This is a genomic window from Streptomyces sp. NPDC043854, from assembly GCF_056436005.1.
Map to the genome: position 1 here is coordinate 55,029 of NZ_JBWKDK010000022.1, position 26,322 is coordinate 81,350.

The window sequence follows — 26,322 nt, forward strand, 5'->3', positions numbered from 1 at the left end:
CCCAGCCCCCGGCGGCACCGCTACGCGAGTTCCTTACCCTGCCGGATCTCCCAAGGGCCAGTGGGTACGAAGTGGACGTCGTCGAAGTAGTGAAGCCAGGCCGCGATCGTCTCGACCGTGCGCTGGGCCTGCTCAGCCGAGAGATCTCCTGCGGCCAGCAGCTCCGCCTGTGCGTCGGCGAGGCTCATCCGACCGGCTGCCGTCAATGCGCGCAGTTCGGGGATGGCGTGAAGACGGGCCAGGACCTCGGAGCCGAAGGCCTGCTCGTCGAGACCAGGGCCGATGTCCAGGTGCCCCAAGTCTCGGAGCACACCGGCGAGCACGTCGCTCCCGATGTGGCGGTGTCGCCCGTTGTAGACACGGTAGAGCCGGTCAGGGTTGCGCGTCTCCGGCAGCCAGCGTGCCGCTTGCTCGTCCTGACCGGGTACGACGACGCGGGGGCTGTCTTCGTCATCGCGCATGAGGGACGCCTGCTCACGCATCTGTTCGGCCAGCTCCACTGTCCCCGGGACCGTGTTGGCCTGAAGAGCGGCCAGCACCCGCTGAACCTCCGAATGCGTCACACCGGTTTCGATGAGGAGTTCGATGTTCGCCGCGGGCACGCGGCCGGTGGCCTTGCCCGTGAGGTTGGCGGACCCGACGAGGCAGCGGTCATCGGCCACGTACAGCTTCGCGTGCAGGTTGTGGCACAGCCTGATGGTGGCACGTCCGTCCCGCTGTGCCAGCTCGGCGATCTCCGGATCGGAGACCCCTGCGGCCACCTCGGGCACGGACCAGCGGGTGACGCAGGTGATCTCCTCGACGTCCGCAGGCACAGCGTCGAGCACCGCCTGGAAGACCTCCTTCTTAATGAAGGGGGCCACCACGACGACGCGGTTGGTCGCGGCGGCGAGGAGCTGCTCGATCTGGCGCCAGACGTGGTCGACCGTCACTCATCGTCCTCGTCGTCGGCGTCGCTGGCACCGAGAAACTCGCTGGCGAGGCGGCCCCAATCCTGGCGCATCCGCTTCGCACGCTCGCGCGGCTTCTCTGGCTGCTCGTCTTCGAACCTCGCCCAGGAGATCAGGAGGAGCTTGAAGGCGTTGGCCGCGGAGGTGAGACGTCCGGCGAGCTCCTCCCGGCTCGCCCCGTCGATGTCCCCGTCAAGGACGGCGATCAGGTCACTGTAGACCGGGTGGTCTATGTTGAGGGCGACCTGGAGCATGCCGGGGATGTACTCGACGTTGAAGAAGGCTGGCGAATCTGGGTTGCGGCTGGTCAGAAGCCGCACGTGCTTGCCCTGCGACATCGTCTCTTCGATGATGCGCTGGGCGTCGGCCGGGCTGTAGCGATGCGTCTCGACCAGGCTCTCGTACTGGAGCTGCTTGCTGACCTCTTCGGTGGTCTCTTCCGCGAGCTGATCGGTCAGGCTCGGCCGGGTCTCCGTGCGCCGACGCTGCACCGCTACCTCGGCCTGAACCTCCGCCGTCTCGTGCCGCCTGCGGCTGGACCGCGTCCCCTCGGTCTGGTGCGTGAGTTCGGTGCGCAATCGACCGAGGAGCTTCTCGCGGATGTGGTAGACGATCTCGATGAGCGGAAGACGAGGGTCTCCCTCGTCACGCAGCTCCTCTCGGTACTCATCCCACGACAACCCTGCGGCCTCCTCCCGCCAGTTGAAGTGAGCGAGGCTAGAGAAGATCGTCGCGGACTGTTTGTTGTTGGTGACGCCGAAGACCTCGTCGAGGGCCGGGGGGAAGTCGATCTCCACGCCCCACCACCGCTCAACCGGGTCATAGGAGTTGATCCATCCGGTGTCGAGATCGAGTTCTCGATCCGCCCGGATGAGGGAGATTCCGAGGTTCCTCGCGGCGTGCTTGCCCCAGGGCGTTTCACCTGGCTTGAGGCTCGGCGCAACGTTCGCCGGCCAGGGCTCTCCCTCGATGTCGGTGCGGCGTGCCGCGTCCACTGCGATGGAGGAGCGCACCAAGACGGGGTACTCCTGCCCATCCGCCACACGGACCATGAACTTCTCAACGCCGATCTCGCCGGTGTTGCTCGCGCCGTAAGCGCGGAACATCGGCTTCTTGTCGAACGGCGCGGGCGTGGAGCTGGGCGTCATCATGTACAGCGGGTCGTTCGGGCGGGTATCGCCGGCCCCGGACAGCTGCGCCCACCCGCGCACGGGGACGAGCTTGATCCGCTTGCCCTTCGCAAGCAGGCGCCGGTAGATCCGGCCGATCAGGTTCTCGGTGTTCGTGATGGTGGTCTGGGCACCACGCCACTGGACGCGCTCGAGCTCCGTCCACTGCACGAGAGTGCCGGAGCGGCCGAGTCCCTCGGACAGGGCTTGCCACTCGTCCGGCACGGCGTCGAGCTTGGGTTCCGGGACCTCCTCGAGGCCCTGGGCGATCTCGGCGAGGTCGAGGTACGTGTGCAGGGCATTCTCGGGTCCGTTCGTCCAAGACCAAACGTCCACGCGGTTGCACTGCGAGATGCTCGAGTTGGGCAGGCCGACTCCGAAGCGGCCGATGCCCTTGCGCTGCTGCCGGGTGCCGGCGCCGAAGCGAAGGGATTGCCGGAGGGTCTCGGGGTCCATGCCGGTGCCGTTGTCGAGGACGGCGATCTTCTCAACGCGGTACCGTGCGCGCCGCCCGGTGTGTTCGTTGCCCTCCACGACGAACAGCTCGACGAGATCGGCCTCGGCTTCGAGGCCGTTGTCGATGAGCTCGGCGATGGCGTGGGCAGTGGACTTGTAACCGCTGTCCTGCAGCGCCTTGACCGTCAGGTCGGAGGTGACGATCGAGTATTTCGATGTCATCGGGCCTTCCACACGTCCTCCCAGTTGGTGAATGCTTCCGCTACGTCTCCGAAGCCCGGGAGAGCGGGATCGATCACGGTGATGATGTCGCAGGTTGGGGTGCCGCCGGCTTTCGGGCCGCGGATGACCCGTCCGACCATCTGGCTGTAGAGGACGAGGGACCGGGTCGGGCGGGCGATCACGGCTGCGCTCGCGGCTGGCGCGTCGAATCCGGTGGTCAGGACTCCGTAGTTGGAGAGGATCATCGGTCTGGTGCTCGGTCCCTTGAACCGGGCGATGGCCCGATCGCGGTGGCGTGGAGAGGATTCGGCCGTCACCTGGTCCGCGTCGAGGCCGAGCGCAGACAAGATCGCCACCAGTAGGCGGCTGTGCTCGACGGAGGCCGCGAAGAGAAGGATCCGCCGGTGGTGCTGGCTGAGATCGAGCACAGTGCGGAGAACCTGCAGATTCCACTGCACGTTGCCAGCGAGCCGAGCCATCAGCGTGTCTGGGATGTCGAACGAGGCGGCGAGGGCCTGTTTGTCTCTGCTGCTGAGCGTGGTGCCTGACTCGGCGGCCACGGTGCGGAAGTGCGGGCGGGCGAGGTAGCCCTGCTCGATGAGGGCCGTGACGGGGTTCTCGTAGCCGTCGATCTCCAGCATCACCTTCTGGCGCGCGAAGAAGTCCGACAGCGCTTCGTCCTCGGTGATGTCGGCCCAGGTCCGGCCGGGGGTCGCTGTGAGGCCCAGCAGGCTGGAGTCGCTGCGCAGGGTGAGTGCGTCGACGGTTCGGCGGTAGGTCGGGGCGATGGCCTGGTGGGCTTCGTCGAAGGTCGTGAGCGTAGTCCGCACGCCGAGGCGGTCGAGGAAGGTCGAGTCCGTGCCCGCGGCGGCGGTGGCCTTGTCGAGACCGAGGATCACGATGCCGTCCTCGATGCCGTTGAGGTCGATCGGTGCGTCCCCCCACATCCGCACCACGGAGACCTCGCGGTTACCGAGGGCGGCCCAGGCGTGCTCGAACTCCACGGCCGCCTGTTCCAGCAGCTCACGTCCACGGGCCAGCCATACGACGACGGTCGGTTCGTGACGGCGCAGGTGATCACAGATGATGTTCATGCCGGTGCGGGTCTTGCCGACACCGGTGGGCAGGTGCAGCACGACCCGCCGCTCCCCGGAGTACAGCAGTCGTTGCACCCGGCCAGCCGCGAGCCGCTGGTGAGGAAAGAGCCCGTACTGCGGCGTGCTAGCACCCCTGAACGTCGGCGGCGGCTCGGGCGCCCGCTCCACGACAAGTCCGAGAAAGCCCAGGAGGGTGCGGCGCTGATCTAGGGACCAGGGCAGGGCCGCGAGGAAGTCATCGTCACCAGCGGGCCCGCCGAGGCGGCCACCGAGCTCGGTCCGCTTGTTCTCCGGAAGCAGCTGCAGGAAGTCGGCTCGTCCGGCCGGGTCGCCGATGATCCGTTCCGGGGAGACGGCTGATGCCGCGACCTTCCGGAGCGCGGCTTCGATGTCCTGCCCCTGGTGCAGGAGGCCCAGGAGGTCACATGCATGCTCGCCCAGGAGAGAGCGGATGTAGGGCAGAGGTGCGCCACCAAGGACCGACTCGAACGAGATACCGGGGGACCCAATCATGCCGCGGCCAGGTCTGTTCGCATTCCGCCGTCGCCGTACACCGCGGTGTCTCTCCTTTACCCGACCCGGTCACGTCGCCGGGATGCGGTGTGACCTTCCCCGCTACCCGGCCGGTGATCAAACCCTAGCCCTGCGCACTGACACGCCGCGGTCGGTCCCGGGAATCCGGCCGCCGACAGCGGCGCAGGCGTCGACCGCAGCCGAACTTCGCTGGCAGGCAAGGGCTTTCACCTCCCTGTATGCCGGAGCCAACCTATGGGAACATTTGTTCGCTTGAGTGCTGATGCACGGTTTCGGAGGCGCGGGAATCAAGGCCTTCACCCCCACCTGTCCCTCGCTCCGGCTAGGATCGCGGGGTACTGCTGGTGGAGTGGCTCGCGCCTGACGAGAAGCTCCACCAGTTGATCGACCAGAGCAGAACGAAGTGGGGTGGAGCGTGACATTCGAGTCACCTAATGCGGGTCCGACCTACCTCGACTACAACGCGACGGCACCTGCCCGCCCCGAAGCGCTGAAAGCCACTCTCGCCGCGATGCACACCGTCGGTAACGCATCCAGTACTCACAGGTCGGGACGCGAGGCCGCCAATCGCGTTGATCTGGCGCGCCGTCAGGTGGCCGGCCTCCTGAACTGCTCACCCGGGGAGATCATCTTCACTTCCGGTGCCACGGAGGCGAATAATCTCGCCCTGCGGGCGGCGTTCGCGAAGGGGGGCCGCCTGGTAACGAGCGCGGTAGAACATCCGGCGGTGCTTGAGACGTCGAAGGCCCTAACCGCCGATGCGCCCGGATCGCTCCTGGTGCTGCCGGTCACTGCCGACGGCCTCGTGAACCTGCCCGCCCTCCACGCGGCACTCGCTGCGGGGGGAGTCGCCGTCGTGTCGCTCATGGCAGCCAACAACGAAACGGGCGTGCTGACGCACCTTGCGCCGATTGTGCAAGCCGCCCACGAAGCTGGAGCCCTCGTCCACTCCGATGCGACACAGCTGGTCGGCCGCCTGCCGATCGACCTCGCCGAGACGGATGTCGACCTGCTGTCACTGGCCGCGCACAAGTTCGGCGGCCCGCAGGGGGTCGGAGCCCTGTTCGTTCGCCGGGGCATCCGTCTGCCCTACCGCCCTCTGATCTTCGGCGGAGGCCAGGAGCGCGGCTGGCGGGCCGGCACCCTGAACGTGGCAGGCATTGCCGGCGCCGGGGCGGCGGCCGAGGCCGCTCGCCTTGCCCTGGCCGACGAAGCGCCCCGGATCGCGCGACTGCGTGACGCCCTGGAGGAAGGACTCGTTGCACAGATCGGCGACTGCCAGATCAACGGCGCGGTGGACCGGCGCCTGCCCGGCGTGACCAGCATCACGTTCCGCGGCGCTCCAGCGGACGCGGTACTCGCCTCGATGCCGGATGTGGCGGCTTCGGAAGGGAGCGCGTGCTCCTCCGGAGCGCCTAGCCCGAGCCACGTCCTCCTGGCCATGGGGCGCACTCGGGAAGAGGCGGACAGCACCATCCGGTTCTCCCTCGGGTACGCAACGACCTCCCATGACATCGAGCGAGCCGTGTCCTCCACAGTCCGAGCCGTCCGACACGTACGGGCGACTCTGACACCCGCGATATAACCAGCCTGCCCAAAGATCACTCAAGCCCGAACGGACACGGAGAACGCCTCGCATGTCAGACAGCCGGCTCGCGGAAGCCGCCCATCCCTCCTTCGCACGGCACGAGACCTTCGCGCCGCGCTTCGGGTGGCTTCATAAGGCGTACATGCAGGTAAAGGAGAACCCTGAGGTCTTCCTCGGGGACGATGCCCCGCTCCTCCTCGGCGTCGGCAAGAACATGGCCAACGCCATGCGTTACTGGTCTCGGGCCTTCAAGCTGACGCGTGAGGTCAGGAACAGCGACGAAGCGAACTCCCGCGCCAACTTGTCGTACCCCACGTGGGAGGCGCGCTGGCTCCTTGACGAGGACGGCGCCGACCCTTACCTCGAGGAGCAGGGCAGCCTGTGGCTGCTGCACTGGTGGCTCCTGAGCAACCGGCCGGGCGCCAAGAGCTGGGCGCCCTCCTGGTACGTCGCCTTCCAGCTCGCCCCGTTCGCTCGCTTCTCAGCACCTGATCTCACGGAGCTGATCGTGCGTCACGTGAACCTCTCTTACGAGGAGGCGCCGGTCAAGGGATCGATCGCGAAGGACGTCGACTGCATCACGAAGATGTACGTCCCCGCAAAGCGGGCCAAGGGCGGCGCACCCGGCGCGCTCGAAGACTTGCTCGCCTGCCCCTTCCGCGAGCTGGGTCTGATCGAGACCGTGGAGCACTCGGTTTCCGGCAGGCAGGAGTGGGAGTTCACCACGGGCACGCGCATCACCCTCCCGGACCGGATCGTCGCCTACGCATGCCTGGACTACGCCGCCACCATGACGCGCAACTCCGGGTCGATCTCTCTCGCTCGGCTCGCCAACGAGCACGGCGCTCCCGGGCGGGCCTTCCGCATCCGTGAGCCCGACATCGCGGCGGCGATCGAGCGCGTCGCAGCCACCACAGCCGACTTGCAGCTCATCGAAGCCGTTGGGCAGCGCAGCCTCGTCTTCAACTCCGATCCCTACGACCTCGCCTGGGAGGTCCTGGACGGCCAGTACGACCATGTTCGAAAGCGGCCGGGGTTCCCGACCCGGCAGGACTGGGCGCGTACCTACCCCAAGCTCGCCGTCGCCGAGGCCCGAGAGCTCCGCAACACCGTTGAGCAGCAGCTCCCCCTGATCGAGGAGATCTCCCAGTGACCACCGAGACCCCATCGCGGCCCAAGGCCGTCCGCAAGACTTCCGGTGGCACCGAGTTCCCCGCTGGCATCGAGCTCGTCGGCTCCCGGATGCGTTCCACCAACGTGGAACGAGACGTGCTGGACGAGCTGCACTCGCCTTACGTGGGCGCCCGAGCCCTCGACGTCCTCGACCGTCTGGCCAACGCCCTTGATGATCTGCGCCGCCCCCGCTCGTGGTCGCTCACCGGCGCCTACGGCTCGGGCAAGTCCACGCTCGTCAACCTCATCGACGCGCTCCTCGGGCACGACGAGGGACGCCGGACCGAAGCACAGGAAGTCCTGGCCGGCACCAGTATGGGTCTGGCCCACCGGCTAGAGGCAGCCCGCGCACAGCTGTCCCCGGCAGGCTTCCTCGGCGCCGTGGCGACCGCCCGTCGCGAACCGCTCATCACCACCCTGGCCCGGGCCTTGCAGCTCGCGGCCGAGCGCCGTTGGCCGACCCGCATGCCCAAGGCAATCTCTACAGCCCTGGCACGGTGCTCCGACCCCGCCGTCGAGCCTGAAGACGTCATCGCCGCAGTCACCGCCCTGTGTACGCAGCAGCCGCTGCTACTGGTGATCGACGAATTCGGCAAGACCCTCGAACACCTCGCCGGACACAGTCAGTTCGCCACTGCCAAGGCAGATCTGTTCCTGTTGCAGGAACTCGCTGAGAAAAGCGCCGGCCCGAGGGGCCTACCGCTGTTCATGATGACTCTCCAGCACTCGTCCTTCCTCGACTACGCGGCGCAGTCCAGCGAGCTGCAGACCCGCGAGTGGGCGAAGATCCAGGGCCGATTCGAGAACATCACCTTCGCTCCCCACCTCGGCGATGCAGTACAGCTGATGCGCCGCCGCCTCGACCAGTCCAGGGTCTCCACGGCCGGCAGGAACCTGATTTCTGCCTACGCCGAGGCTGCCCAGGAGACATGGCGTGACCACGGCCTCAACGATGTCGTCGTCCTCAAGACGCAGGACTTCGCAGACCTTTACCCACTCCACCCCCTGACCGCTGTCGCAGCGCCGTTCCTCGCCGCGCAGATCGGCCAGAACGACCGCAGCCTGTCCGGGTTCCTCAACAACGACGAGCCCAATACCGTCCGCCGCTCGCTTGTGACGTTCTCCAGCGACAAGCCGCGCTGTGCCAGCACGGTCAAACTTCCGCAGCTGTACGACTTCTTCCTCGACTCCGGCCGAACCTCGCTCCTGGCTTCAAGCAACGCGAGCAAGTGGATCGAGATCGAGTCGCGAGTGACCCAGGCCAACGGCCTGTCCACCGAAGATCAGAGCCTGCTACGCACCGTCGGCATGCTTAACCTGATCGACGAGGACGGTGCCCTACGGGCGACCGCCGCGATGGTCTACTACGCGCTCCACGAGCCTGGGGAGGCCACTGACACTAGGGCGTTCGCGACTCTCGAGGACCAGCTCAAGAGCCTGGTGGCGCGCGGGTTCCTGGTGTATCGGCACTTCAATGGCGAGTACCGGGCATGGCGCGGAACCGACATCGACATCGACGGACGTCTGAAGGAGGCACGCAGCCACCTCGACGACACCGCCGTCGCCGAGCGCCTCGGCGACTACCTGCCTTTGGCAGTGGCCGCCGGCCGGCACAGCCAGGTGACGGGCATGCTCCGTGCCCTGTTCGTCCAGGTCACCACTGCGCAGACGAAGGTTCTCAAGGGGCCTGACGAACTCGCAGACCACGCCGACGGCCTCCTGGTCTTCCACCTCGGTGGCATCGAGGACCGCCCTGTCGTCGAGTCTTCCCTGCCCGTGGTCCTCGGAGTCACCGAACAGCCCGATCTGGTCCTTCGAGCTGCGTACAACCTCGTCGCGCTGGAGGAGCTGCAGCGCGACAAGACCCTCGACCCCGTCGCGCGGCGGGAGATCAGCGAGCGGACATCCGGTGCGAAGCGCGAGCTGCTGGAGCTGCTCAGCGCCGCGTTCTTCCCCCCCACCCAGCGAGCGACCTGGCGACTGTGGCGCTCCGGCATCGCAGCCGACGCCAACACCGGGGAGGTGATCGGGAGCCGCAGCCTCAGCGGCCTTGCGTCCATCGCCTGCGACCGGGTCTTCCCGGCGACTCCGCACATCCGCAACGAAATGCTCGGCCGGCACGAACTGACCAGCCAGGGCGCCAAGGCACGCCGCGAACTGCTGACAGCGATGCTGCAGAAGTCCGGCGAGCAGTACCTCGGTATCGTCAAGTACCCCGCCGAGCGCGCCATGTACAGCGGCGCACTGGCATACATGGGGCTGCACCGAGAGAACACCGAGGCTGCCGACGAGTCCTCAGCCTCCTTCCTCCCCTACGGCTTCTCTCGACCCGGCCCGGCCCACCCGCACACCCAAGAGGTCTGGAACGCGCTCGAGACGGCTCTGACCGAAGCCCATGAGCGCACCAGCCTCGAACGGGTCTTCCGGGCCCTCATGGTGCCCCCGTACGGCGTCAAGGCCGGTGTCGTTCCGCTGCTCGTGGTAACCGCACTCATCGTCCGCCGCCAGGACGTTGCCCTGTTCGAGGACGGCTCCTACCTGCCCCGGCTGACGCCTGACGTGGTCGAGCGCATGGTGAAGGCTCCCAGCCGCTTCTCCGTGAAGGCCACGCCGGTCGGTGACGGCCTGCGCCACACCGTGGTTAAGAACCTGTCCGTGGCCCTCAAGGTGGAGCAGCCCCGGTCCCAGGCGCTGCGCAACCCGGCCCTGCTGGCAGTGACCCGCGCTCTGATGGAACGGGTCATGGTGCTCACCCCCTACGCCCGGCGCACCAAGCGAATCAGCAAGGACGCCATTGCCGTCCGCTCCACCCTGTCCACGGCGCAGGACCCGGACGACCTGCTCTTCCACGCCCTGCCCAAGGCCCTCGGTCTGGATCCAATTACGCCGGAGCAGCGTAAGAGCACATCCAGCAACAAGGGCTACGTCGATCGGCTCGCCGCCGCGGCCGATGAGATCTCCGGCGCCGACCGCGCGCTGCGCGCCGAGGTCGTCGAGACGATCAGCCGCGAGTTCCGCCTGCCGTCCTCACTGCCCGAGCTGCGCCGGGCCCTGGCCGCTCGGTTGAAGGGGTTTGTTGGAGTCTCCCTCAACCTGGAGCTGCGCGGATTCGTCGCCATAGCGCTCAACGAGTACCTGGCAGACGAGGACTGGCTGGACCCGGTGATCGTTCGACTGTCCCACGCCGCCCTCGGCGACTGGTCGGACAACGACGTCGCCGTCTTCGCCCGCCGGGTACGCGAGATGGCCAGCGCGCTGGACCGGGTCAGCCACCTATACAAGAACGACGCGCCGAGGGGTGATGCCGAGGAGGAACTCGACGCCCGGCTGCTCACCCTGACTGACAAGGACGGCGCCGAGCAGCGGACGCTGATCTACCTGCCCAAGCAGGCCCAGCGGGAAGCCGAGAACCTCGCTGTCAGTGTCCTGGTGCAAGCTGAAAAGGTGCTCGGCCCCGACGGCGCCCGAATCCTGCTCGCCGCCCTGGCCCAGCGCGTCAGCGAGCCCACCACCACAGCCGAGAGGGCGGAGTGATCATGACCGACACTGCTTCCGGGAAGAAGGTCCGGCACGTCCTGGGCCTGTCTGGGGGCAAGGACTCCTCAGCCCTGGCGATCTACATGCGCGACCGCGTGCCGGAGATGGAGTACTTCTTCTGCGACACCGGCGCCGAGCTGCCTGAGACGTACGAGTACCTCAACAAGCTCGAAGCCGCCGTCGGCAAGCCCATCGTGCGCCTGAACACCGATCGAGACTTCGACCACTGGCTCGAGGTCTACCAGGGCACCCTGCCGAGCCCCCAGATGCGCTGGTGCACCAAGAACCTCAAGATCAAGCCGCTGGAGGAGTGGGTGGGTGACGACGAGGTGATCTCTTACGTCGCCATCCGCGCCGACGAGAACCGCCTCGGCTACGTCAGCACCAAGCCCAACATCACCGCGGTCTTCCCCTTCCGTGAGGACGGCATCGACCGTGACGGCGTCAACCGCATCCTCGATGAGGCCGGCACCGGCCTGCCCGCCTACTACGAGTGGCGCACCCGGTCCGGCTGCTACTTCTGCTTCTTCCAGCGCAAGCACGAGTGGCTCGGCCTCAAGGACCGCCACCCCGAACTCTTCGACAAGGCCGTCGCCTACGAGGAGAAGGTCCGCCACCAGGACACCGCTATGCAGGGCCGCGACTACACCTGGTCCCAGGGCGAGTCCCTGCACGAGCTCATAGAGCGCCGCGAGGAGATCCAGGCCAAGCACGAGGCCAACGTCGCCCGAGCCGCGAAGCGGATCAAGCCCAACCGGCCGCTGCTGGAAGTCCTCTCAGACGCTCTCGACGCCGACGACGACGAGGCCGGCTGCTCTGTCTGCCACCTCTAGCGAAAACCGCGAAAAAGGGCCTACTTGATGACAAGTCATCATCAAGTAGGCCCTTTTCCGTTCGGAGCTCCCGTTGTCGGTGCTGCATGTAAGGATGTGTCAGCTCATCACACACGGCCACCCAATCGGAGCACAGGGGGAATGGCGACACCGGACACCGCTGCGCGTGCAGTCATCCGCCATCGGCTGGACGCCAGTCCCGCTCTCGAGTTCCAACTCGGCATCACACCCATGATGGACGTGCCGGCGCATCAGGTCCTGCAGGACGATCTCAGTCGACTCGCCTCCCCCTGGGAGCGGCTGTCCGCGACCGAGAGCATCGTCAACGCGATACCCGACGAGCCGGGCCTCTATATGTTCGTCTGGCGCCCTTCCATCAAGCTCGCCATGGCCGACCGGACCGAGGGCCGATTCCATCAGGTCCTCTACATCGGGCATGCCGGCGGCGCCGGCCAACTAGGCAACACGCTCAGGAACAGGTACCGGGACTACCGCAAGCACCTGCGCGGTAACCCCGAAAGCCTTTGGACCCGCGAGCCACCTACCAACCGGGACGACCTGCTCACTCACTTCCTCGCGCTGCGCCCTCTGGAGTACTGGTTCGCGACGGTCGAGGACCGGTCGGCGATCAAGAATCTGGAGGACCGCCTTCTGCACCTGTACAACCCGCCGCTCAACATCCAGGGCGGCCCCACTCTTCGAGGTCGGCTCAGCACCGTCCCCAAGCCGGCACTCCGCTCTTAGCTCGCACCCGCTCCCTGACAACGAGGTACTTGATGCCGTCCAAGACGTTCGTTCCCGCCTTCGAGGCCAAGGTGGGCAACTGGACCTACTACTCCTGCCTGATGAGCTACGCCCAGGTGGCGCGTGAGATCAACTTCGCGCACGAGCTCGGCGGCAATCGCGACCTCGGCACGATGATCCAACGTGGCGTCGGTACCCGGACGCAGGAGATCACGGAGTACCTGCTCACCAACGAGAATCGGTTCCTCGGTGCCCTCATCATCGCGGTCTGGGGCGGCGATCCGAACTACCTGGCCGTGACGATGGACGCTGAGAACCAGGCCGTCCTCCAGGGACTGGACCGCAACTTCGGCGTCCTGACCTTCGACGGTACGCAGCAGTTCTTCGCGCTCGATGGTCAGCACAGGCTCAAGGCCATCAAGGATGCGATCAAGCAGAATCCGGAGTTGGGCAACGAGGACATCAACGTCATCGTGGTGCCGCACTTCGACACCGCGGACGGCCGTCGAAGGACCCGCCGCCTCTTCACCAACATCAACAGGAACGCCAAGAGCACCAACCTGCAGGAGAACATCGCCCTCGACGAGGATGACAGCTTCGCCATCCTCACCCGCCGCCTGCTGGACGAGGACGACTTCCTCAGGCGTGACAAGGTCGTTCTCGTCTTCAGCAAGGTCGGCCAGGACGGCGAACTTGTCCTTGCTCAGCGCTCCATCAACCAGGCCAGCCCCGCATGGAGCACCATCGCGGTCCTCTACGACATCGTCAAGGAGATCGGCTACGACCTGCCCTGCACCACGGGCGAGGCCAAGCAGCGAGCGACTGATGAGCTCCTCGACCAGAGCTTCGAGCTCCTGACCGCCCGCCTTCACGAGCTCCTCGACGCATGCGGAAACCTCCGTGAGCGATACCTCGCCGCTCTGTCAGGGAAGGATCTCCGGGCCCCCAAGGGCCGGGATGGCGCTGGCCACCCGTTCATGCGCCCCGCCGTTCAGAACCAGGTCGCCAAGGTCGTACGACACATCCTTGAGCAGGGAGCCCTGGAGTGGCCGGAGATCATGAAGCGACTCTCCGCGCTCGAGTGGAAGATGACCGCCGCCCCGTTCTCGTCCATGTGGATCGAGACCCCCGAGGGGACGAAGGCAAAGGGCAAGATGGCCAGCGGCAACACGCCACTCCTGTACGACCTCCTGCAGGTGCACCTCGCGCCGCGTTCCAAAGCCCAGATCAGCAGGGCGCTGCGCGCCTACTCCGACGTCATGAAGACCAAGTACCCCATCGCGGCCGAGGAGCTGTTCGCCCTCCTCCCCGTCGATGCCGACTGAGTCCGGCTCCAGGAGGCGTGTCAGGGGCCGCGATATCCACAACCTGTGGACATCGCGGCCCCCTGTGCGGGTGCACGGGCAAGCCCGTCTGACGTCCTTGACCGCGCACAGAGCTTGCCCTTGCCGGTGGTGTATTCGGTGATGTCGGCGAGCCACAATCGCTTCGGCCCGTCTGTGGTGAAGTCGCGCCGCACCCGGTGATCGTGGGTCGGCGGCACGGCCTTCGTGTTCTTGCCGTGGCCCTGGCGCTTACCGAACGCGCTCCACCATCGGCTGCCCCCGGCAGATCCACCAAGCGGCCCGCTCCGCCATCATCTCGCCGGCCGCACCGGCCGCCCCGGCCTCGTCGGCCGGGAAGCGGTGACCGAACTCCGGGTCGTCGCGGTGAGCGCCGAACAGCGTGTCCGCCCGGTATGCCTCGGCGAGCTCGGTGTCGGTGACCGGCCGGCCCAGCCACCGGCAGGAGGGCTGGCGGGCCAATTCGAGCACCCGGCACGTCACCGGCACCGGCACCCGGTGAGGGGTAGCGGCGGCGGCCAGCTCGGGTTTCGCGCGACCCTCACAACCTCCTCCCGGAACTCCTTCGGAGACAACTTGGGCAATGCACCATCCTCCAGGCCGCTTCAGCAAGCCTGGTCAGGTGTCACCCAACCGTGCAGCAGCCCCTCACGAGCCGAGTGCGATATCGGCATCAGCCAGCTGCAGTACCAAGCAGCTCCACCAGACGCTGCCGCGGCCGTGGAGGTCGGGACGATCACTGCAGTGGACCGCCCGCAGGCCGTGCATGCCGCCCAGTTCAACCGTCTCAGCAGCCGACACGTCGAACATGAGACGCCCGTTGGGGACGGGGCCGTGGCGTAGGTTCACGAAGAACCGGCCGCCAGGCACCAGCAACGTGGCGATCCTGGCCATCCCGCGGCAACGTTCCTCAGCGTTCAAATGCATCCAGACCGCCGTGGCGAAGACCGCTTCGAATTGGCCTCCGTGATGGCGCAGCGTCAGGTCGGGGAGAACGTCGTCGACCCAATCAATCTCGCTATCGGCATGGATCCGTTGTCCGTGAGCCCGGAGCTCCGCCGTCGGCTCGACAGCCACGACACGGTGTCCAAGGGCTACCAACGCAGCTGCATCGCGTCCGGTGCCGGCGCCGACATCCAGTATGCGGCCGGGCTCTGCAGGAATCAGCGTAAGCACGTCGCAATGGACTTCATCGAAGGTGACTGCCTCGTACCGCACAGCCAACGCGTCAGCTGCCTCGGCATAGCCAGCAGTTCCCTTGACCGCAGTGGCGCCGTCGCTGGTGGGGGCGCTATCACCACTCATAGCCCAAGGCTACTGGCCAAGCTGCGGTGCTCCCTTCCCCGCATTGCCCGCCGACGGGGCAATCGGACATGGATCCTCTTGGGCCTGGAGGACGAGCGCCATGAGCCAAAAGGGGAGGCAGCCCGACCGTGGCCGGGCCGCCTCATCAGAATCGGACCTCTGAGCAGCTGAAGGTCAAAGGCTCAGATCATTCGAGCCAGAACTTGACCACCACCGCGCCGATCGCGCTGGCCGCTCCCGTCAAGAGTCCGGCCGTTGCGTGTCGTGCAAAGAAGCGTCCTGCCTGCTCGGTGGTGAGGCTGGTTCGCGGGCTGATGGCCAGAGCGCGCGACTGCTTAGAGGCAGGTCGCTTACGCTTGCGAGGCATACGGGTCTCCCAAGTCTTGTGATGGACGGTGACTCGCGAGAGGGCTCCCCTCGACCGTCTGCTGTAGGAGGCGCCGGCCGGGAGGGGCCCTCAGTGCATTCCGAGTCTAGGCACACGACCAGAGGCCAACTGCGCCCCTCAAGGACCGAGTTGTCTCCGCAATAGAGCTCCTGGTCGCGCCCGGGCGCGTGTTCGCGCGTACCATGGAATCCATCATTCAGTTTGTGATGCTTGTCACAAGTTGCAGTCCCCCTGTCGATCGTCGTGATCGATACGGCCACGCACCTTCCAGCCGTCTCTGGCCCCTCTGACGTGAGCCCGCAGAAGGCGCAGGCGTCGACGGGCCGACTTCGCATCCCGATCTCGGACCGCGATGGTCAGCCGGCGCCGCCACTCGATCAGTTCCGCCCGTTGTTCCTTTGGGGAGGCAGCCGACTTCTGCCATTTCAAGACAACCTTGAGGTTGTAGCCGAGCCGCTCTGCAACCAGCTCGGCTGGCATGCCTTTCATGAAGGCTCGTGAGGCCACCGCTCGGGCCCTCTTGGTCAAGTCATACTCGGCAGAGCGCAGTGCGCGGCGCCGCGTCTTGATGGAGGCGAGCTCGACTAGCAGATCATCCATGAAGTCACGGTAGGCCCGACGCCTCGGACGGTCTGGCATGGGCATCTCAGGTGACAGGTTCGCCAGTTCTTCACCGTCCCAAGGCGCTCGTTGCTGATCGTGTGCCCCTCGCCCTCGATGGCCTCCCGCATCTGCTTCAGCGTCTGCTTCCCTTCCAGCTTCTCCACGATCAGGAGGAACTCGTCAACGTCACCGGTTGTCGGTCGGCCGACCTTCCGGGAGGGGGCGGCCTTGCGGGGACCGGCATCCAGGTCCGACTCCTCGGCGGCCTCAAGGCCGTTGTCACCGGAATCATCCGGCTCGTCGCCTGCGGGTGCAGGCTGGCGTCCGAAGGCTTGCCCATCGTTGTACGGGGGCTGGGCGGCGATTGCCGCAGGGTGGAGGCGGTCGTCCGTGGGGCGTGGGGTTGCGGGTTCGGCGACGTGCTGGTGGATCTGCCGCATCAGGGCGCCGAAGGCCATGAGGGCGACGGCTGGGGGGATGGCGGCGATCACGTAGTCCAGGAGCGGGACCTGGGTGGTGCCGCGCGTGCCGTAGACGCCAGCCACGTTCAGGGCGATGGAGCCGAGGGAGCCGGTGGCGGTCAGGGTGATCGCCCACCAGTCGGTCACCCGGCGCAGGCTGGCGCGGAGCATCAGGAGCTCGCCGGAAACGATGAACGCGTCCAGGGTGGCGGGCCAGGCCCACTGGCGTTCCGGGGCGTTGCCCAGGCCGTGGCGTCCGGCGACCTCGGCCAGGTGAGCGTAGGAGAGCCAGAACCCCGCGGCGGTCAGCGCGACGATCACGCATCCAGCGGCGGCCAGAGCGTACCGCTCGGCGGTCGGGGCGGTACTGAGCGAGGGGGTGGGTGTGGTCAAGCGGGTGCACTCCAAGGGTTGGGGTGTGGCCACCTGGCTGTGGTGGCTGGAGAGGGTAGGGACTCGTCCCACTCGTCCTGTGGCTGGTCAGGGCAGGTACGGGTGGTCGGCTGATGTCGAGTCGACTCGTTGCGCCTCCCCCACCCATCCCCGCGCTGACCTGCACGGGGACGGGTGGGGCGAGTTGTGGAGGGTCAGGCGCCGGTGGCGAGCGGGGCCTCTGCGGCGGGATTCTCCGGCGGGCAGTACCGGGTCCAGGCGTCGGTGAACTGCGCGCGGGTGAAGCCCTTGGCCTGGTTGCCGTCGGGGAAGCGGCGGTTGCCCGAGCTGATGCCGTAGTCTTGAAGCAGGATCTGCAGGCCGCGCGGGGTGAGCCCGTTGGCGCTGTGCTCGGCCCACGGCGCCTCGGCATCCGCGTTGAGGATGTCCAGCAGGCGGCTGGTCCGCAGGACCGGCGGGTTGCCCTCGCCGGTGAAGGCCCGGCGGATGTCGACGAGGATGCGGATCTTCAAGCCTCCTTCCTCGTCGCGCCCGGACTCGTAGTCCGTCATCGCCTTGCATGCCGTGCGGGCCATCAACGGCCAGCGTCCGCCCGCGAGGTCGGCGACGCTGTCAGCGGCTCCCACGTGTCGGCGGCGCGGTCTTCTACCGGCAGCTTCGGCTCCAGCGCTATTGCTTCCTCCTTCATGCTGGCCAGCCAGGCCACCAGCCGCTCACGCAGCGCCCTGACCGCCAGGTCGTCGCGGCCGTAGCGCCAGAAGGTGACCTTCTCGCCGCTCGCGCGTCGGCGCATGCGGATGACCACGGACCGGTCCATGATCGTGTCAGGCAGGTCCCCGATGCCCGCGAGAGCGGCTATGGCGAAGGTGGGGAACTTCTGCACCTCGTGGTTGGGGCCGGATACCCGCAGGGTGGGCCGGTTACGCTGATGACCGGCGTTGAGCAGGCCGCACATCTCCTCGTTCTTCTCGGCGACCTTCGCCGACCCGAAGATCGTGTCGACCTCGTCCACCAGCAGGGTGGGCGGGTTGCCGTCGCTGATCGAGCGGAAGATCGCCGCCGCGGACGCGTTGACCGTGATCAGCGGCTCGTGGACCGCCTCGATCAGGACCTCCAGCAGCCGCGACTTCCCACACTTCTTCGCCGGCCCGACCACCGCCAGGCGCGGGGCGTGCTGCCACACGGTCTGGAGGTGTGTGGCCGCCGCCCACAGCGTGGCAGCGGTCAGGGCCTCCTCGCTGGGCATGACCACGTAGCGGCGGATCGTGGCGCGCAGTTCGTCCAGGAAGTGCTCCCCCTCCGATGCGGGGGTAGACGGCGCGGCTGGGGGTGCGTCCGCCGCAGCGGGGCCCTCGGCGGCCGTGTCGAGGTCCTCGTCTTGTGCGTCGTGGAGATGGGCGCCGGGCTGGCCGGGGATCGCGACCGCGGGCGAGACGGTCTTGGCGGGTGCGGTGGGGGGCGTGGATGTCGTAGGTTTCAAGAGGCAGCTCCTTCTCGTGTGGCCGCGTGCGTGCTGGCCACTCGGGTTGACCGTGTGATTGCGGGTGGGGATGTTGCCGGGGCCTCCGACGTTGGCGCGTCGGGGGCTCACTCGTTTCCCGTGAGCCCTGGCAGGAGCCGGGCGACGACGAACAGTACGTCCGGCCCCTGGCACAGTCCCGCGCTTCTGTGTCAGCTCCGCGCAGAATGGCCTGCTACCTTCTCTCGCCCTCAAGCGGCCAGTCCCAGCAGGTTCACCAGGTCCGCGGTAACCACGCGGTACGCCTTACCCAACCGCAGGACCTTGCACGGGTACTCGCCCCGCTTGGCCAGCCTCATAGCCCTTGCTCCGCCCCAGACCCAGCGCACGGTTGCTGGTGTCCAGGTCAATGGCCGCCGGCAAAGCCAGCACCTCCTCGCGGCTCATCCCCTTCACCTGCCCGACGCTCTCGCGATCGCGTACTCGGCACTCCTCTCTTCACAGCCCACGGCGAACACGTCATCGCGCCCGTCTCCAGGCCTCGAGTACCTAGTGTGAAAAAGCTAATGTGTCTCCATGACACAAATTCGTTTCGATGATGGAGATGAGGACGACGTTCCCGAATGGGCGGACCGGGTCATGGCCGACGTGGCACGTGAAGTCCGACGTCGGAGGAAGGAGATGAAGTGGACCGCGCAGAAGCTGGCCGACCGGTGCGAGGAGATCGGGTATCCGATCCCCCGCAACGTCATCGCCAACATGGAGTCCGGGCGGCGGGCGGTGCTGCCGCTGGTCGAGGTGATGGTGCTGGCCAAGGCCCTGTACACCCACCCGATCCACCTGATCTACCCCGTCGGATACGTGGAAGAGGTCCAGAAACTCCCACTCACCTACCCGGTGGATACCGCAGACGCCATGCGCTGGTTCGCCGACCTCGACCAGACATTCACCGCCGGCCCGGCCAACCACTCCATGCTTCACGACCACCTCGCCCATCGCGAGGCCCTGGCCGAAGCTTTGACCGCGCTAAAGGGCGAGGCTCGCCAGCGAGAGGTTGCCGCCCAGGCTGCCGATGACACCGAACGCGCTCAAGCCCTACGCGCCCAGGCCGACTTCGCCGAGCAGGCCGCGCGCGCGAAGTACCAACTCCGCAGGGTTCGCAGGGAGATCTACGCGGAGGGCGGGTTCCTCCCCGACCTGCCGACCACACTCACCGACGTCGACCCCGACGAAGGCTACGAAAAGAACACCGTTTGAAGGGCTCCACCTACCGCCGCTGCTCCTGTCGAGATCCCAAGTCCGGTAAGGAACTCGGCACTTCCTGCCCCAAGCGCAACAGCAGGAACCACTGCACCTACTCCATACGCCAGGAGCTGCCGCCTCGCGAGGACGGCAGCCGACGATCGTTCGCCCGTGGCGGGTACACCAACGCCAAGGCGGCGCAAGCCGACCTCGACCACGTACGCGCCCTCCTCGGGCTCGCCGAAACCGACGACCCCGAAGGCATCCAAGTGCTCGCCGAAATGCTGGCCGAGGTCAGCAGCGAGAAGCTGCCCCTGCCCGACGTGGAGGAGACCCGGCGGCGGCTGAAGGCCGGCCAGGACCTCGTCGGGAGCCTGACGGTCGCCGAGTGGCTGGACCGGTGGCTGGCGGGCAAGCGGATCCGGAAGTCGGGCATCAGCCGGTACGAGACCGATATCCGCGTGCACCTCAAGCCGCACATCGGGCATCGCCGACTGGACCGTCTGCGCGTGAGCCACCTGAGCGAGATGTTCACGGCCATCGCCGACGGCAATGCCGAGGTCCTGGAGCAGAACGCCCAGCGGCGGGCGGCCGTGGAGGAGTTGGCGACCATCCCGTGGAAGGGGGCCGAGAACCGCGCTCGCCGGAAGGCGCTGAAGGCGGCGATCGACGCGATGCCAGCCTTCCGCCGGGTGACCGGTCCTGCCACGCGCCAGCACGTGAAGGCCACGCTCCGCGCGTCCCTGAACGACGCGATCGGGCAGCAGATCATCACGTTCAACCCGGCGGCCCACGTCGAGATCGACCCGGTCCGCAAGCCGAAGGCGCTGGTGTGGACGGACGAGCGGGTCGCCAAGTGGGAGCAGACCGGCGAGAAGCCCTCGCCGGTGATGGTCTGGACGCCGGAACAGACGGGCGCCTTCCTCGACTTCGTCGCCGGCGACCGGCTGTACGCGATGTGGCACTTGATCGCGTTCCGCGGTCTGCGCCGTGGCGAGGCGTGCGGGCAGCCCTGGTCGGAGACCAACCTCGATCGGCACTCCCTCACCGTGACGGGTCAGCTGGTCCAGGACGGCTGGGAGGTCGAAGCGTCCGAGCCGAAGACGGACAGCGGCTTCCGCGTGGTCGCGCTCGATGACGACACCGTCGGCGTCCTGATGCGGCACCGCAAGCAGCAGGAGGCCGACCGCGCCGAGTGGGGGTCAGCCTGGGTGAACACCGGGCTCGTCTTCACCCAGGAGGACGGCTCCTGGCTGCACCCGGGCAAGGTGACTGATCTCTTCGAGCGACTCGTGGCGGCCTCCGGCCTGCCGCCCATCCGGCTGCACGACCTCCGGCACGGGGCGGCCACGCTCATGCTGGCCGCCGACATCGACATCAAGATCGCGTCGGACACGCTCGGGCACAGCGACACCCGGATCACGCGCGACATCTACCAGAGCGTGCTGCCCCACGTCGGGAAGAGCGCCGCCGAGGCCACCGCCAAGCTGGTCCCCCTCCAGCGCAAGGCCGAGCAGGGAGAGCAGGTCCGCAAGGCCGCCAAGGAGGCCAAGCGCGCCGCGAAGGCGAAGGCCAAGGGGAAGAAGAAGGGCAAGGCCAAGAAGGCCGCCAAGAAGGGCTGACGGCCCCTCCGCTCACGCATCGCTCACGCAGGCAAAGTCACGGCACCCCGGCCGTGTGACGCGTCATGCCCCGAGCAACAGAAAAGGCCAGGTCAGCTGGTATCTGACCTGGCCTTTCTCTGAGCCGCCTTCGGGATTCGAACCCGAGACCTACGCATTACGAGTTTTCGTACCGCACAGCCGAGCAAGGTCACAGCAGGTCATATCCGCTGATCAGAAGGCGTTCCGACCCGCTCTGACCGCCTCCGGTCCGGAGCGAACTGCAACGGCAACTGCAACGCGTCTGGCGCGCGGTCCACCACTCCGCCACGCGTCCACACCCTGTGGACACGGCGGCGCCGCCGGATGCTCCAACATCACGACGGCGCCTTGATCCAGATCCTTCTGCATCAAGGAGTCCAGACCCATGCGTGACGCTACACGTCTGCCCGACGCTGACACCCGCGTTCTCCTCCTCGCCCTCGCCGCCAGGCTCAACGCAGAGCGGCCCGCCGAGCCCATGCGCCGCAGCGTCCTCGCCGCACTCGCCCTCACCTTCGCCGTCCGCCGGCACGGCCAGACTCACCGCGCCGACCGCGCCGAGGCCCTGCTCCTCGACCACGCCCCGGCCGTCCCGACCGGCGCCAGCCGCAGCCAGTACGCGCGCCTGCTCCGCCTCGCCGCCGGCGGTGAGGGATGACCGGGGCCCGCACCATCACGGTGCCCACCCTCGACCACGGCCCGATCACCCTCACCTGCCCGCCGTGGTGCGTCGAGTCGCACACCACCCCCGAGTACCGGGCGGACATCTCCCACACCGGGCCCGCGGAGTCGTTCTCCTTCGGGGGGACGCCGCTCCTCGTAGTGATGCTGTCCGCGGACCCTTTCGGTCCGCCCTGGCGTCGGGGCACGGCGCTGTACGTCGAGCAGCAGGAGTTCGCCCGCCCGCTCGACCCGGACGGGCTGCGGCAGTTGGCCGCCGCGTACGCGGTCCAGGCGAGCCGCTTGCAGGCCCTCGCCGCAGACCTGGCTGCCCTCCAGGACGGGGGCGACCGGTGACCACACCCGCAGAGATCGCTGACCGGTGCGCCAAGGTGCGCCAGCTGGCTCAGGGTGGCGCATCGACCCGGCAGATCGCAGCGCAGCTCGGCGTGTCCAAGGACACGGTCCGCCGGGACCTCGCCCGGCCCGACGCTCCGGTTGGGACGCCGGCGCAGCGGCGCGCGGCCCGCCTGGCGCAGTCCGAAGCAGCGGTGCGCCAGGCATGCGCCGCAGCTCAGGCCGTTGCCGATGCTCAGCCGGCGTACACGCTCGCGGCCGACGAGACGGCGGAGCGCTGGTGCGCCGAGCTGCGCGCCGCAGCCGATCTGCTGCTGGCGCAGGCGGAGGCGTTCGCGGACTACTACCCGTGCGCCACCGCCTGATGCTCGCCGTGTTCTTCGCCGCGGCGGCGGTCGGCGGGTTCGCGGGGCTCTGCCTCGCGGGCCCGCCCCGCGCCCGCGACATCTACGCCGCACCCGCCCTCGGCACTTGCGCGCTCCTCATCCTTCTCGCCGCGCTCTGCGCGGCCCTCCTCCCGTGAGGCCCCTCGTGAACATCCCCACCTACACAGCCGTGTCCCTCGGCGGCGTCACTGTCGGCGTGTGCCTGCTCGTCTGGGAGATCATCCAGTGGTGGCCCGGCCGCAAGCAGGTCCTGAAGCCGAAGAACCTGTTCCTGCTCCTGCCGTTCTTGTGCGCCTGGTCATACGGGATGCTGCTCATCCTGTCCGCCGGCGGAATCCTCGGGGGCGCCGCGGACTGGTCCCTATGGGGCACCTCCGCCATCGGCGACGCCGTCCTCGAATACGGCGTCGGCGGCGATACCCCGGACGTCACCCGCTCCTCGCACCTCGCACTCACCCCGGGCGGGCACGCGGTCGTCGTCATCGCGACCGTGGCCCTGGTCGCCGTATCTGTGAAGCGCCGCATGGCCAGCTGGCGGATCCTGCGGGCGATCCTGTCAGGGATCTGCCTCGGCCTCGCCTCCGGAGTCGCTGGCGCCGCGGCTTACGTGCTGTCTCCCGTGGTCTCGACGGCGGGCGACTACGTGGCCGGTCTGCTGTGACCACCCACCTCTCTTTCCGGGACGCCGTTCGGCAGGTCCACGTGGCCGCCGCCGAGTTCGGCCGGCGCATGGCGCAAGGCAACGGCCGACTTCTGGAAGCGCCGGGCCGATGGTTCGACGTGGACACCGCGGGCGCGCTCCTGGCGCGCCTGGCCGTACCCGTACCGGCCCTCGGGTTCGTGGGGAAGCTCTTGGAGCGCGGCCCGCACCTGATCTACGTGGTCCCGGTCGTGTGGGCCGTGGCCGCCTACAGCATGTCCGATTCGTCCGCCACTCCCCCACCGCTACCGGAACCCACCATCGGCGACGAATATGCAGATGAGAGCCTGGAGATCGGGCGCATCGAGAGAGGCCCAGAAGGGGTCGTGTGCATCCTGCACCCAAAGCGGCGGCCCTCCGCAGGACAGGGCCGCGACCCCCGCTGACGGGGTTCTGCAACAGGGTGCATAAAGGCCCCCCGGGATACTTCCCGGGGGCCTTCGCTGCCCTGCCGGACCGCCCCGATTCGCCGCCGTCGCGGACCGGCAGGGAGATCACTTCCAAGGCTTCGGCTGGAGCACCACCTCGCCGGGCCGCACCCGCTCGCAGCCGACTTCGTGGACGAGCGCGCCGCCCTCGGGCCCGCCGAGCGGCAACGGCCGGGCACCACACCCCGGGCACCGCCGAGGCAGGGCAGTCCGGCCGCCGGTCGGGTACGTCGCGTGCTGCACACTCACCGAGCGCCCCCTCTGCCCGGCCGCGGGCAGGCCCAGACCTCCACCTGGACACCGTGGGCGCCGTACTGGTCGCTCAGCCAGCCGCGGGACACAGCGTCGGCCGACAACCGGCGGCCACACACCACGCAGGCCCGCCCGGCCCGTCGGCCCCACGACAGGGCGGACAGCTCCGGCAAGGGCGCATCGGCACACGGGGGTGCGGTTACTTGGACAGGGCTTCGGGTATCGGCGCCGGCGGCGCCCGCTTCTGTCGCCATGGCCAGGACGGTAGGGAACGCGGCAGCGCGCCGTCCGGCTGGTTGCGCAGGATTGCGCGGGCGGGCCGGAGGGTTGGCGCCGGTTGCTCACGGCGACGCAATCGTGTGCCGGACGCGGGCGATCAGCCGCTGCGCCTGCACCCCGTACACCGCGGACTCGGCGAGCCACTTCCACGCCCGCTCGTACAGGGCGATCGACTCGGCGTCCTCAAGCCACATCTCTGTGCTGATCGTCTCGACGATCACGAGCCGCCGATCGTAGATCCAGAAGCCGTGCGACGGGGCTCGGCGGAGCTCGGCGCTGAAGGGGATGATGCCCAGCTCTACGGTGTCGAGGCCGATCAAGCCCATGAGCCTGTCCAGCTGAGCGGAGTGCATCGCCCGCGGCCCGGTGCGGGCGTGCAAGGCGCCCTCCCACACCAGGAACCGAAACGTCCTGTCCGGCTCGTACAGGGCCTGTTGGCGGCGCATGCGGGCCCGCACGGCGTCATCGACGTCGCGGGCGACCTGGCGGAAGTCGGCCGCCGCCGCGAAGGTGTTGCGGGCGTAGTCCGGCGTCTGGAACAGGCCGGGGATCCTGACGACCTCGACACCGCGGATGACCTGCGTGGCGTCGGTCTCGGCGATGGCCTGCTCCTGCCGCGCGCGGTGCCCGGCGGCTACCTGGCGGCGCCACGACCGGTAGGTGGTTTCCAGGCCGTTCAGGCGGCCCTTCAACTCGGCCAGGGTGTCCGGGCGGCCCGCGGCCGCCGCCCACGCTTCGAGGTCGGCCAAGGTGGGGGTCTGCTTCCCGGCCTGGAGCCTCGACACCTTCGAGGGCTGCCAGCCGAGCCGGGCAGCGAACTCCTTGCCGTTCAAGCCGACCTCGGCACGCAGCTCGCGCAGCCGCGCACCGAGGGCTTCCCGGCCGCTCTGGAAGTCCGTGCTCACGCCGAGGAACGTACCCGCTCCGCGTACTCGGCCGTGGGGAGGGCGTGGTGCCATGCGGCGTCCCGGGCCTGGCAGGCCGCGGCGACCTCAGCCGGATCCTCGGAGACGACGACGCCGAGGGTGGTGTCGTCCTCGTCGAAGACGAACCGGACGAGGGTGCGGGAGTCGAAGAGCCAGAAGTCGTAATCGGGCAGGCCAAGCCCGGTGGCCTCGGCCCGGGTCAGGTTGCGGATGTCCTCGCCGGCGGCGACGTTCCCGAGCCCCGAGGCCAGGAGGAACGCCTGCCCCTCGGTCGGCGGCTCGTCGACCAGGCGCACGCGTTCGAAGCGCTTCCCGGCGGCGGTCTGCCGCTGGACGTTCTCGCGCCAGGCGTCGAGAGGTTCGGCGGCGATGTCGGCGCCGGCCTTCCAGCGCTCCCACTTCGCGCTGCGGCGGTCGGTGGCATAGCCGCGGCGGGTCTCCAGGCGCCAGGCGGTGTGCTTGAACTGGCTGAACATGTCCCGGATCTCACCGAACGGGATCATCTCGGCCGCCGTCGTGCGCGGGGCGAAGCGGACGAGGAGGTCGCGCGGCACGATCACGAACGTCTCGCTCTCCTTGACGTCACGAAGCCGGGCGAGCTGTGCGGGGTCGGTGACCCGGTCGCCCTGGACGAGGATGTTGCCCGTGGCCTCGACCTCGTACAGGGTGGGGCAGTCGCCGTCATCACTGGTGGTGCCGAGGAACCGCAGCGTCATGGTGCCCTCCGTCGTTACTGGTTGGGGCTACAGGATGCGGGCGCTTGGGTGGGCACGGGGGTTAATTGCTACAGATTGCCGCCCGGACCTGGGACCAGGAGGTTGCGCGCAACTCGAACCGAGCGAATCCTCTCCAGCGCAGGCCCGGCTGGCTACCCTTCGCGGGCATGAGTACCTACCACGGCCCTGCCACCTTGATCACCAATGACGGCCGGGAACACCGGGTCACCGCCAACCTTCACAGTGCACCCCACGGACTCCGGACCGGGTGGGCAGGCACCCTCTCCGTGCCTACCAGCCAACAGCCGGCCGAGCTTGCGAATCTTGACGGGGGGCGGCTGCGGCTTGACAACGATCGCGCAGGGACGTTCATCCGGCCTGACGTCAGCGACTGGCTCGGATCACCGCCGCACACCTTCCAGATCACGATCCAGGGCAGCGGTGACGAGCCATTTTGAGCTCTGGCCGAACACGAAAT

General features: G+C 68.0%; 24 protein-coding genes and 2 pseudogenes. 15 read left to right on the top strand and 11 right to left on the bottom strand.

The features are described 5' to 3' along the window. Window positions 1-20 precede the first annotated feature (20 nt). From AC068A_RS20920 to AC068A_RS20930, 3 genes are read right to left on the bottom strand one after another with little or no spacing between them, the layout of a single operon-like run. A complete protein-coding gene (locus tag AC068A_RS20920) occupies window positions 21-932 on the bottom strand; it encodes a phospholipase D family protein (protein WP_478586936.1) in 912 nt (303 codons plus the stop codon). Further along, window positions 929-2,797 carry an ATP-binding protein gene (locus AC068A_RS20925; RefSeq protein ID WP_478586938.1) on the bottom strand — a complete coding sequence of 623 codons (1,869 nt, stop codon included), beginning with the start codon at window positions 2,795-2,797 and terminating at the stop codon, window positions 929-931. The genes AC068A_RS20920 and AC068A_RS20925 overlap by 4 nt, the downstream gene beginning before the upstream one ends. Further along, window positions 2,794-4,407, bottom strand: coding sequence for a DEAD/DEAH box helicase (locus AC068A_RS20930; protein ID WP_478586940.1), 1,614 nt, complete (start codon window positions 4,405-4,407; stop codon window positions 2,794-2,796). Before AC068A_RS20930 ends, AC068A_RS20925 begins: the two co-directional genes overlap by 4 nt. 436 nt (window positions 4,408-4,843) lie before the next feature. On the opposite strand from AC068A_RS20930, the gene AC068A_RS20935 reads away from it, so the two are divergent. The 6 genes from AC068A_RS20935 to AC068A_RS20960 all read left to right on the top strand — a co-directional run bounded on the left by AC068A_RS20935 (window position 4,844) and on the right by AC068A_RS20960 (window position 13,628). Continuing rightward, complete coding sequence (locus AC068A_RS20935) at window positions 4,844-6,013, top strand: cysteine desulfurase family protein (protein WP_478586942.1); 1,170 nt, start codon at window positions 4,844-4,846, stop codon at window positions 6,011-6,013. A gap of 52 nt (window positions 6,014-6,065) precedes the next feature. Further along, window positions 6,066-7,169 (top strand): DUF4007 family protein, encoded by a 1,104-nt coding sequence (locus AC068A_RS20940; RefSeq protein ID WP_478586944.1) that lies wholly within the window; start codon window positions 6,066-6,068, stop codon window positions 7,167-7,169. Then, complete coding sequence (locus tag AC068A_RS20945) at window positions 7,166-10,723, top strand: ATP-binding protein (protein WP_478586946.1); 3,558 nt, start codon at window positions 7,166-7,168, stop codon at window positions 10,721-10,723. Before AC068A_RS20940 ends, AC068A_RS20945 begins: the two co-directional genes overlap by 4 nt. A 2-nt stretch (window positions 10,724-10,725) precedes the next feature. Continuing rightward, on the top strand, window positions 10,726-11,559 hold the full coding sequence (locus tag AC068A_RS20950) for a phosphoadenosine phosphosulfate reductase domain-containing protein (protein ID WP_478586948.1): 834 nt from the start codon (window positions 10,726-10,728) through the stop codon (window positions 11,557-11,559). Between the two features lie 141 nt (window positions 11,560-11,700). Beyond that, window positions 11,701-12,303 carry a hypothetical protein gene (locus AC068A_RS20955; protein WP_478586950.1) on the top strand — a complete coding sequence of 201 codons (603 nt, stop codon included), beginning with the start codon at window positions 11,701-11,703 and terminating at the stop codon, window positions 12,301-12,303. 32 nt (window positions 12,304-12,335) lie between these two features. Further along, a complete protein-coding gene (locus tag AC068A_RS20960) occupies window positions 12,336-13,628 on the top strand; it encodes a DNA sulfur modification protein DndB (RefSeq protein ID WP_478586952.1) in 1,293 nt (430 codons plus the stop codon). Between the two features lie 249 nt (window positions 13,629-13,877). Here the strand turns inward: AC068A_RS20960 and AC068A_RS20965 are convergent, their stop codons facing one another. From AC068A_RS20965 to AC068A_RS20990, 6 genes and pseudogenes are all read right to left on the bottom strand, one after another. Then, on the bottom strand, window positions 13,878-14,108 hold the full coding sequence (locus AC068A_RS20965; protein WP_478586954.1) for a hypothetical protein: 231 nt from the start codon (window positions 14,106-14,108) through the stop codon (window positions 13,878-13,880). A 186-nt stretch (window positions 14,109-14,294) separates the two neighbouring features. After that, window positions 14,295-14,951, bottom strand: a complete 657-nt coding sequence (locus tag AC068A_RS20970) for a class I SAM-dependent methyltransferase (RefSeq protein WP_478586956.1) — start codon at window positions 14,949-14,951, stop codon at window positions 14,295-14,297. Between the two features lie 601 nt (window positions 14,952-15,552). Continuing rightward, on the bottom strand, window positions 15,553-15,939 hold the full coding sequence (locus AC068A_RS20975; protein WP_478586958.1) for a hypothetical protein: 387 nt from the start codon (window positions 15,937-15,939) through the stop codon (window positions 15,553-15,555). After that, window positions 15,924-16,796, bottom strand: coding sequence for a DUF2637 domain-containing protein (locus AC068A_RS20980; RefSeq protein WP_478586960.1), 873 nt, complete (start codon window positions 16,794-16,796; stop codon window positions 15,924-15,926). Before AC068A_RS20980 ends, AC068A_RS20975 begins: the two co-directional genes overlap by 16 nt. Window positions 16,797-16,990: 194 nt before the next feature. After that, a pseudogene (locus tag AC068A_RS20985) lies at window positions 16,991-18,276 on the bottom strand (DUF3631 domain-containing protein). Between the two features lie 230 nt (window positions 18,277-18,506). After that, window positions 18,507-18,702, bottom strand: a pseudogene (locus AC068A_RS20990) (hypothetical protein). A 129-nt stretch (window positions 18,703-18,831) separates the two neighbouring features. Between AC068A_RS20990 and AC068A_RS20995 the strand changes: the two are divergent. The 8 genes from AC068A_RS20995 to AC068A_RS21030 all read left to right on the top strand — a co-directional run bounded on the left by AC068A_RS20995 (window position 18,832) and on the right by AC068A_RS21030 (window position 23,629). Beyond that, the gene (locus AC068A_RS20995) at window positions 18,832-19,512 is read left to right on the top strand and encodes a helix-turn-helix domain-containing protein (RefSeq protein ID WP_478586962.1); all 681 of its coding nucleotides are present in this window, start codon (window positions 18,832-18,834) and stop codon (window positions 19,510-19,512) included. Next, window positions 19,509-21,119: a tyrosine-type recombinase/integrase gene (locus tag AC068A_RS21000; RefSeq protein ID WP_478586964.1), complete on the top strand. Its 1,611-nt coding sequence runs from the start codon at window positions 19,509-19,511 to the stop codon at window positions 21,117-21,119. The genes AC068A_RS20995 and AC068A_RS21000 overlap by 4 nt, the downstream gene beginning before the upstream one ends. A 406-nt stretch (window positions 21,120-21,525) precedes the next feature. Then, window positions 21,526-21,798, top strand: a complete 273-nt coding sequence (locus AC068A_RS21005) for a hypothetical protein (RefSeq protein WP_478586966.1) — start codon at window positions 21,526-21,528, stop codon at window positions 21,796-21,798. Then, window positions 21,795-22,157, top strand: coding sequence for a DUF6907 domain-containing protein (locus tag AC068A_RS21010; protein WP_478586968.1), 363 nt, complete (start codon window positions 21,795-21,797; stop codon window positions 22,155-22,157). The genes AC068A_RS21005 and AC068A_RS21010 overlap by 4 nt, the downstream gene beginning before the upstream one ends. Then, complete coding sequence (locus AC068A_RS21015; RefSeq protein ID WP_478586970.1) at window positions 22,154-22,522, top strand: helix-turn-helix domain-containing protein; 369 nt, start codon at window positions 22,154-22,156, stop codon at window positions 22,520-22,522. Before AC068A_RS21010 ends, AC068A_RS21015 begins: the two co-directional genes overlap by 4 nt. Next, window positions 22,507-22,680, top strand: a complete 174-nt coding sequence (locus tag AC068A_RS21020) for a hypothetical protein (protein ID WP_478586972.1) — start codon at window positions 22,507-22,509, stop codon at window positions 22,678-22,680. The genes AC068A_RS21015 and AC068A_RS21020 overlap by 16 nt, the downstream gene beginning before the upstream one ends. Continuing rightward, complete coding sequence (locus AC068A_RS21025; protein WP_478586974.1) at window positions 22,677-23,204, top strand: hypothetical protein; 528 nt, start codon at window positions 22,677-22,679, stop codon at window positions 23,202-23,204. The genes AC068A_RS21020 and AC068A_RS21025 overlap by 4 nt, the downstream gene beginning before the upstream one ends. After that, window positions 23,201-23,629, top strand: a complete 429-nt coding sequence (locus AC068A_RS21030) for a hypothetical protein (protein WP_478586976.1) — start codon at window positions 23,201-23,203, stop codon at window positions 23,627-23,629. The genes AC068A_RS21025 and AC068A_RS21030 overlap by 4 nt, the downstream gene beginning before the upstream one ends. A 635-nt stretch (window positions 23,630-24,264) precedes the next feature. On the opposite strand, the gene AC068A_RS21035 is transcribed toward AC068A_RS21030, so the two are convergent. Both AC068A_RS21035 and AC068A_RS21040 read right to left on the bottom strand, forming a co-directional pair. After that, the gene (locus AC068A_RS21035; RefSeq protein WP_478586977.1) at window positions 24,265-25,107 is read right to left on the bottom strand and encodes a helix-turn-helix domain-containing protein; all 843 of its coding nucleotides are present in this window, start codon (window positions 25,105-25,107) and stop codon (window positions 24,265-24,267) included. Then, window positions 25,104-25,844: a DUF6879 family protein gene (locus tag AC068A_RS21040; RefSeq protein ID WP_478586979.1), complete on the bottom strand. Its 741-nt coding sequence runs from the start codon at window positions 25,842-25,844 to the stop codon at window positions 25,104-25,106. Before AC068A_RS21040 ends, AC068A_RS21035 begins: the two co-directional genes overlap by 4 nt. Before the next feature lie 167 nt (window positions 25,845-26,011). Between AC068A_RS21040 and AC068A_RS21045 the strand changes: the two genes are divergently transcribed. Then, complete coding sequence (locus tag AC068A_RS21045) at window positions 26,012-26,302, top strand: hypothetical protein (protein WP_478586981.1); 291 nt, start codon at window positions 26,012-26,014, stop codon at window positions 26,300-26,302. Window positions 26,303-26,322: the final 20 nt, after the last annotated feature.

Bases quoted from the DNA above. Each gene is read 5' to 3' on its own strand.
- AC068A_RS20950 (WP_478586948.1), top strand. From the start codon at position 10,726: ATGACCGACACTGCTTCCGGGAAGAAGGTCCGGCACGTCCTGGGCCTG.
- AC068A_RS20960 (WP_478586952.1), top strand. From the start codon at position 12,336: ATGCCGTCCAAGACGTTCGTTCCCGCCTTCGAGGCCAAGGTGGGCAAC.
- AC068A_RS21040 (WP_478586979.1), bottom strand. From the start codon at position 25,844: ATGACGCTGCGGTTCCTCGGCACCACCAGTGATGACGGCGACTGCCCC.
- AC068A_RS20995 (WP_478586962.1), top strand. From the start codon at position 18,832: ATGACACAAATTCGTTTCGATGATGGAGATGAGGACGACGTTCCCGAA.
- AC068A_RS21005 (WP_478586966.1), top strand. From the start codon at position 21,526: ATGCGTGACGCTACACGTCTGCCCGACGCTGACACCCGCGTTCTCCTC.
- AC068A_RS20975 (WP_478586958.1), bottom strand. From the start codon at position 15,939: ATGGATGATCTGCTAGTCGAGCTCGCCTCCATCAAGACGCGGCGCCGC.
- AC068A_RS20955 (WP_478586950.1), top strand. From the start codon at position 11,701: ATGGCGACACCGGACACCGCTGCGCGTGCAGTCATCCGCCATCGGCTG.
- AC068A_RS21010 (WP_478586968.1), top strand. From the start codon at position 21,795: ATGACCGGGGCCCGCACCATCACGGTGCCCACCCTCGACCACGGCCCG.
- AC068A_RS21045 (WP_478586981.1), top strand. From the start codon at position 26,012: ATGAGTACCTACCACGGCCCTGCCACCTTGATCACCAATGACGGCCGG.
- AC068A_RS20930 (WP_478586940.1), bottom strand. From the start codon at position 4,407: ATGATTGGGTCCCCCGGTATCTCGTTCGAGTCGGTCCTTGGTGGCGCA.
- AC068A_RS20970 (WP_478586956.1), bottom strand. From the start codon at position 14,951: ATGAGTGGTGATAGCGCCCCCACCAGCGACGGCGCCACTGCGGTCAAG.
- AC068A_RS20925 (WP_478586938.1), bottom strand. From the start codon at position 2,797: ATGACATCGAAATACTCGATCGTCACCTCCGACCTGACGGTCAAGGCG.
- AC068A_RS20940 (WP_478586944.1), top strand. From the start codon at position 6,066: ATGTCAGACAGCCGGCTCGCGGAAGCCGCCCATCCCTCCTTCGCACGG.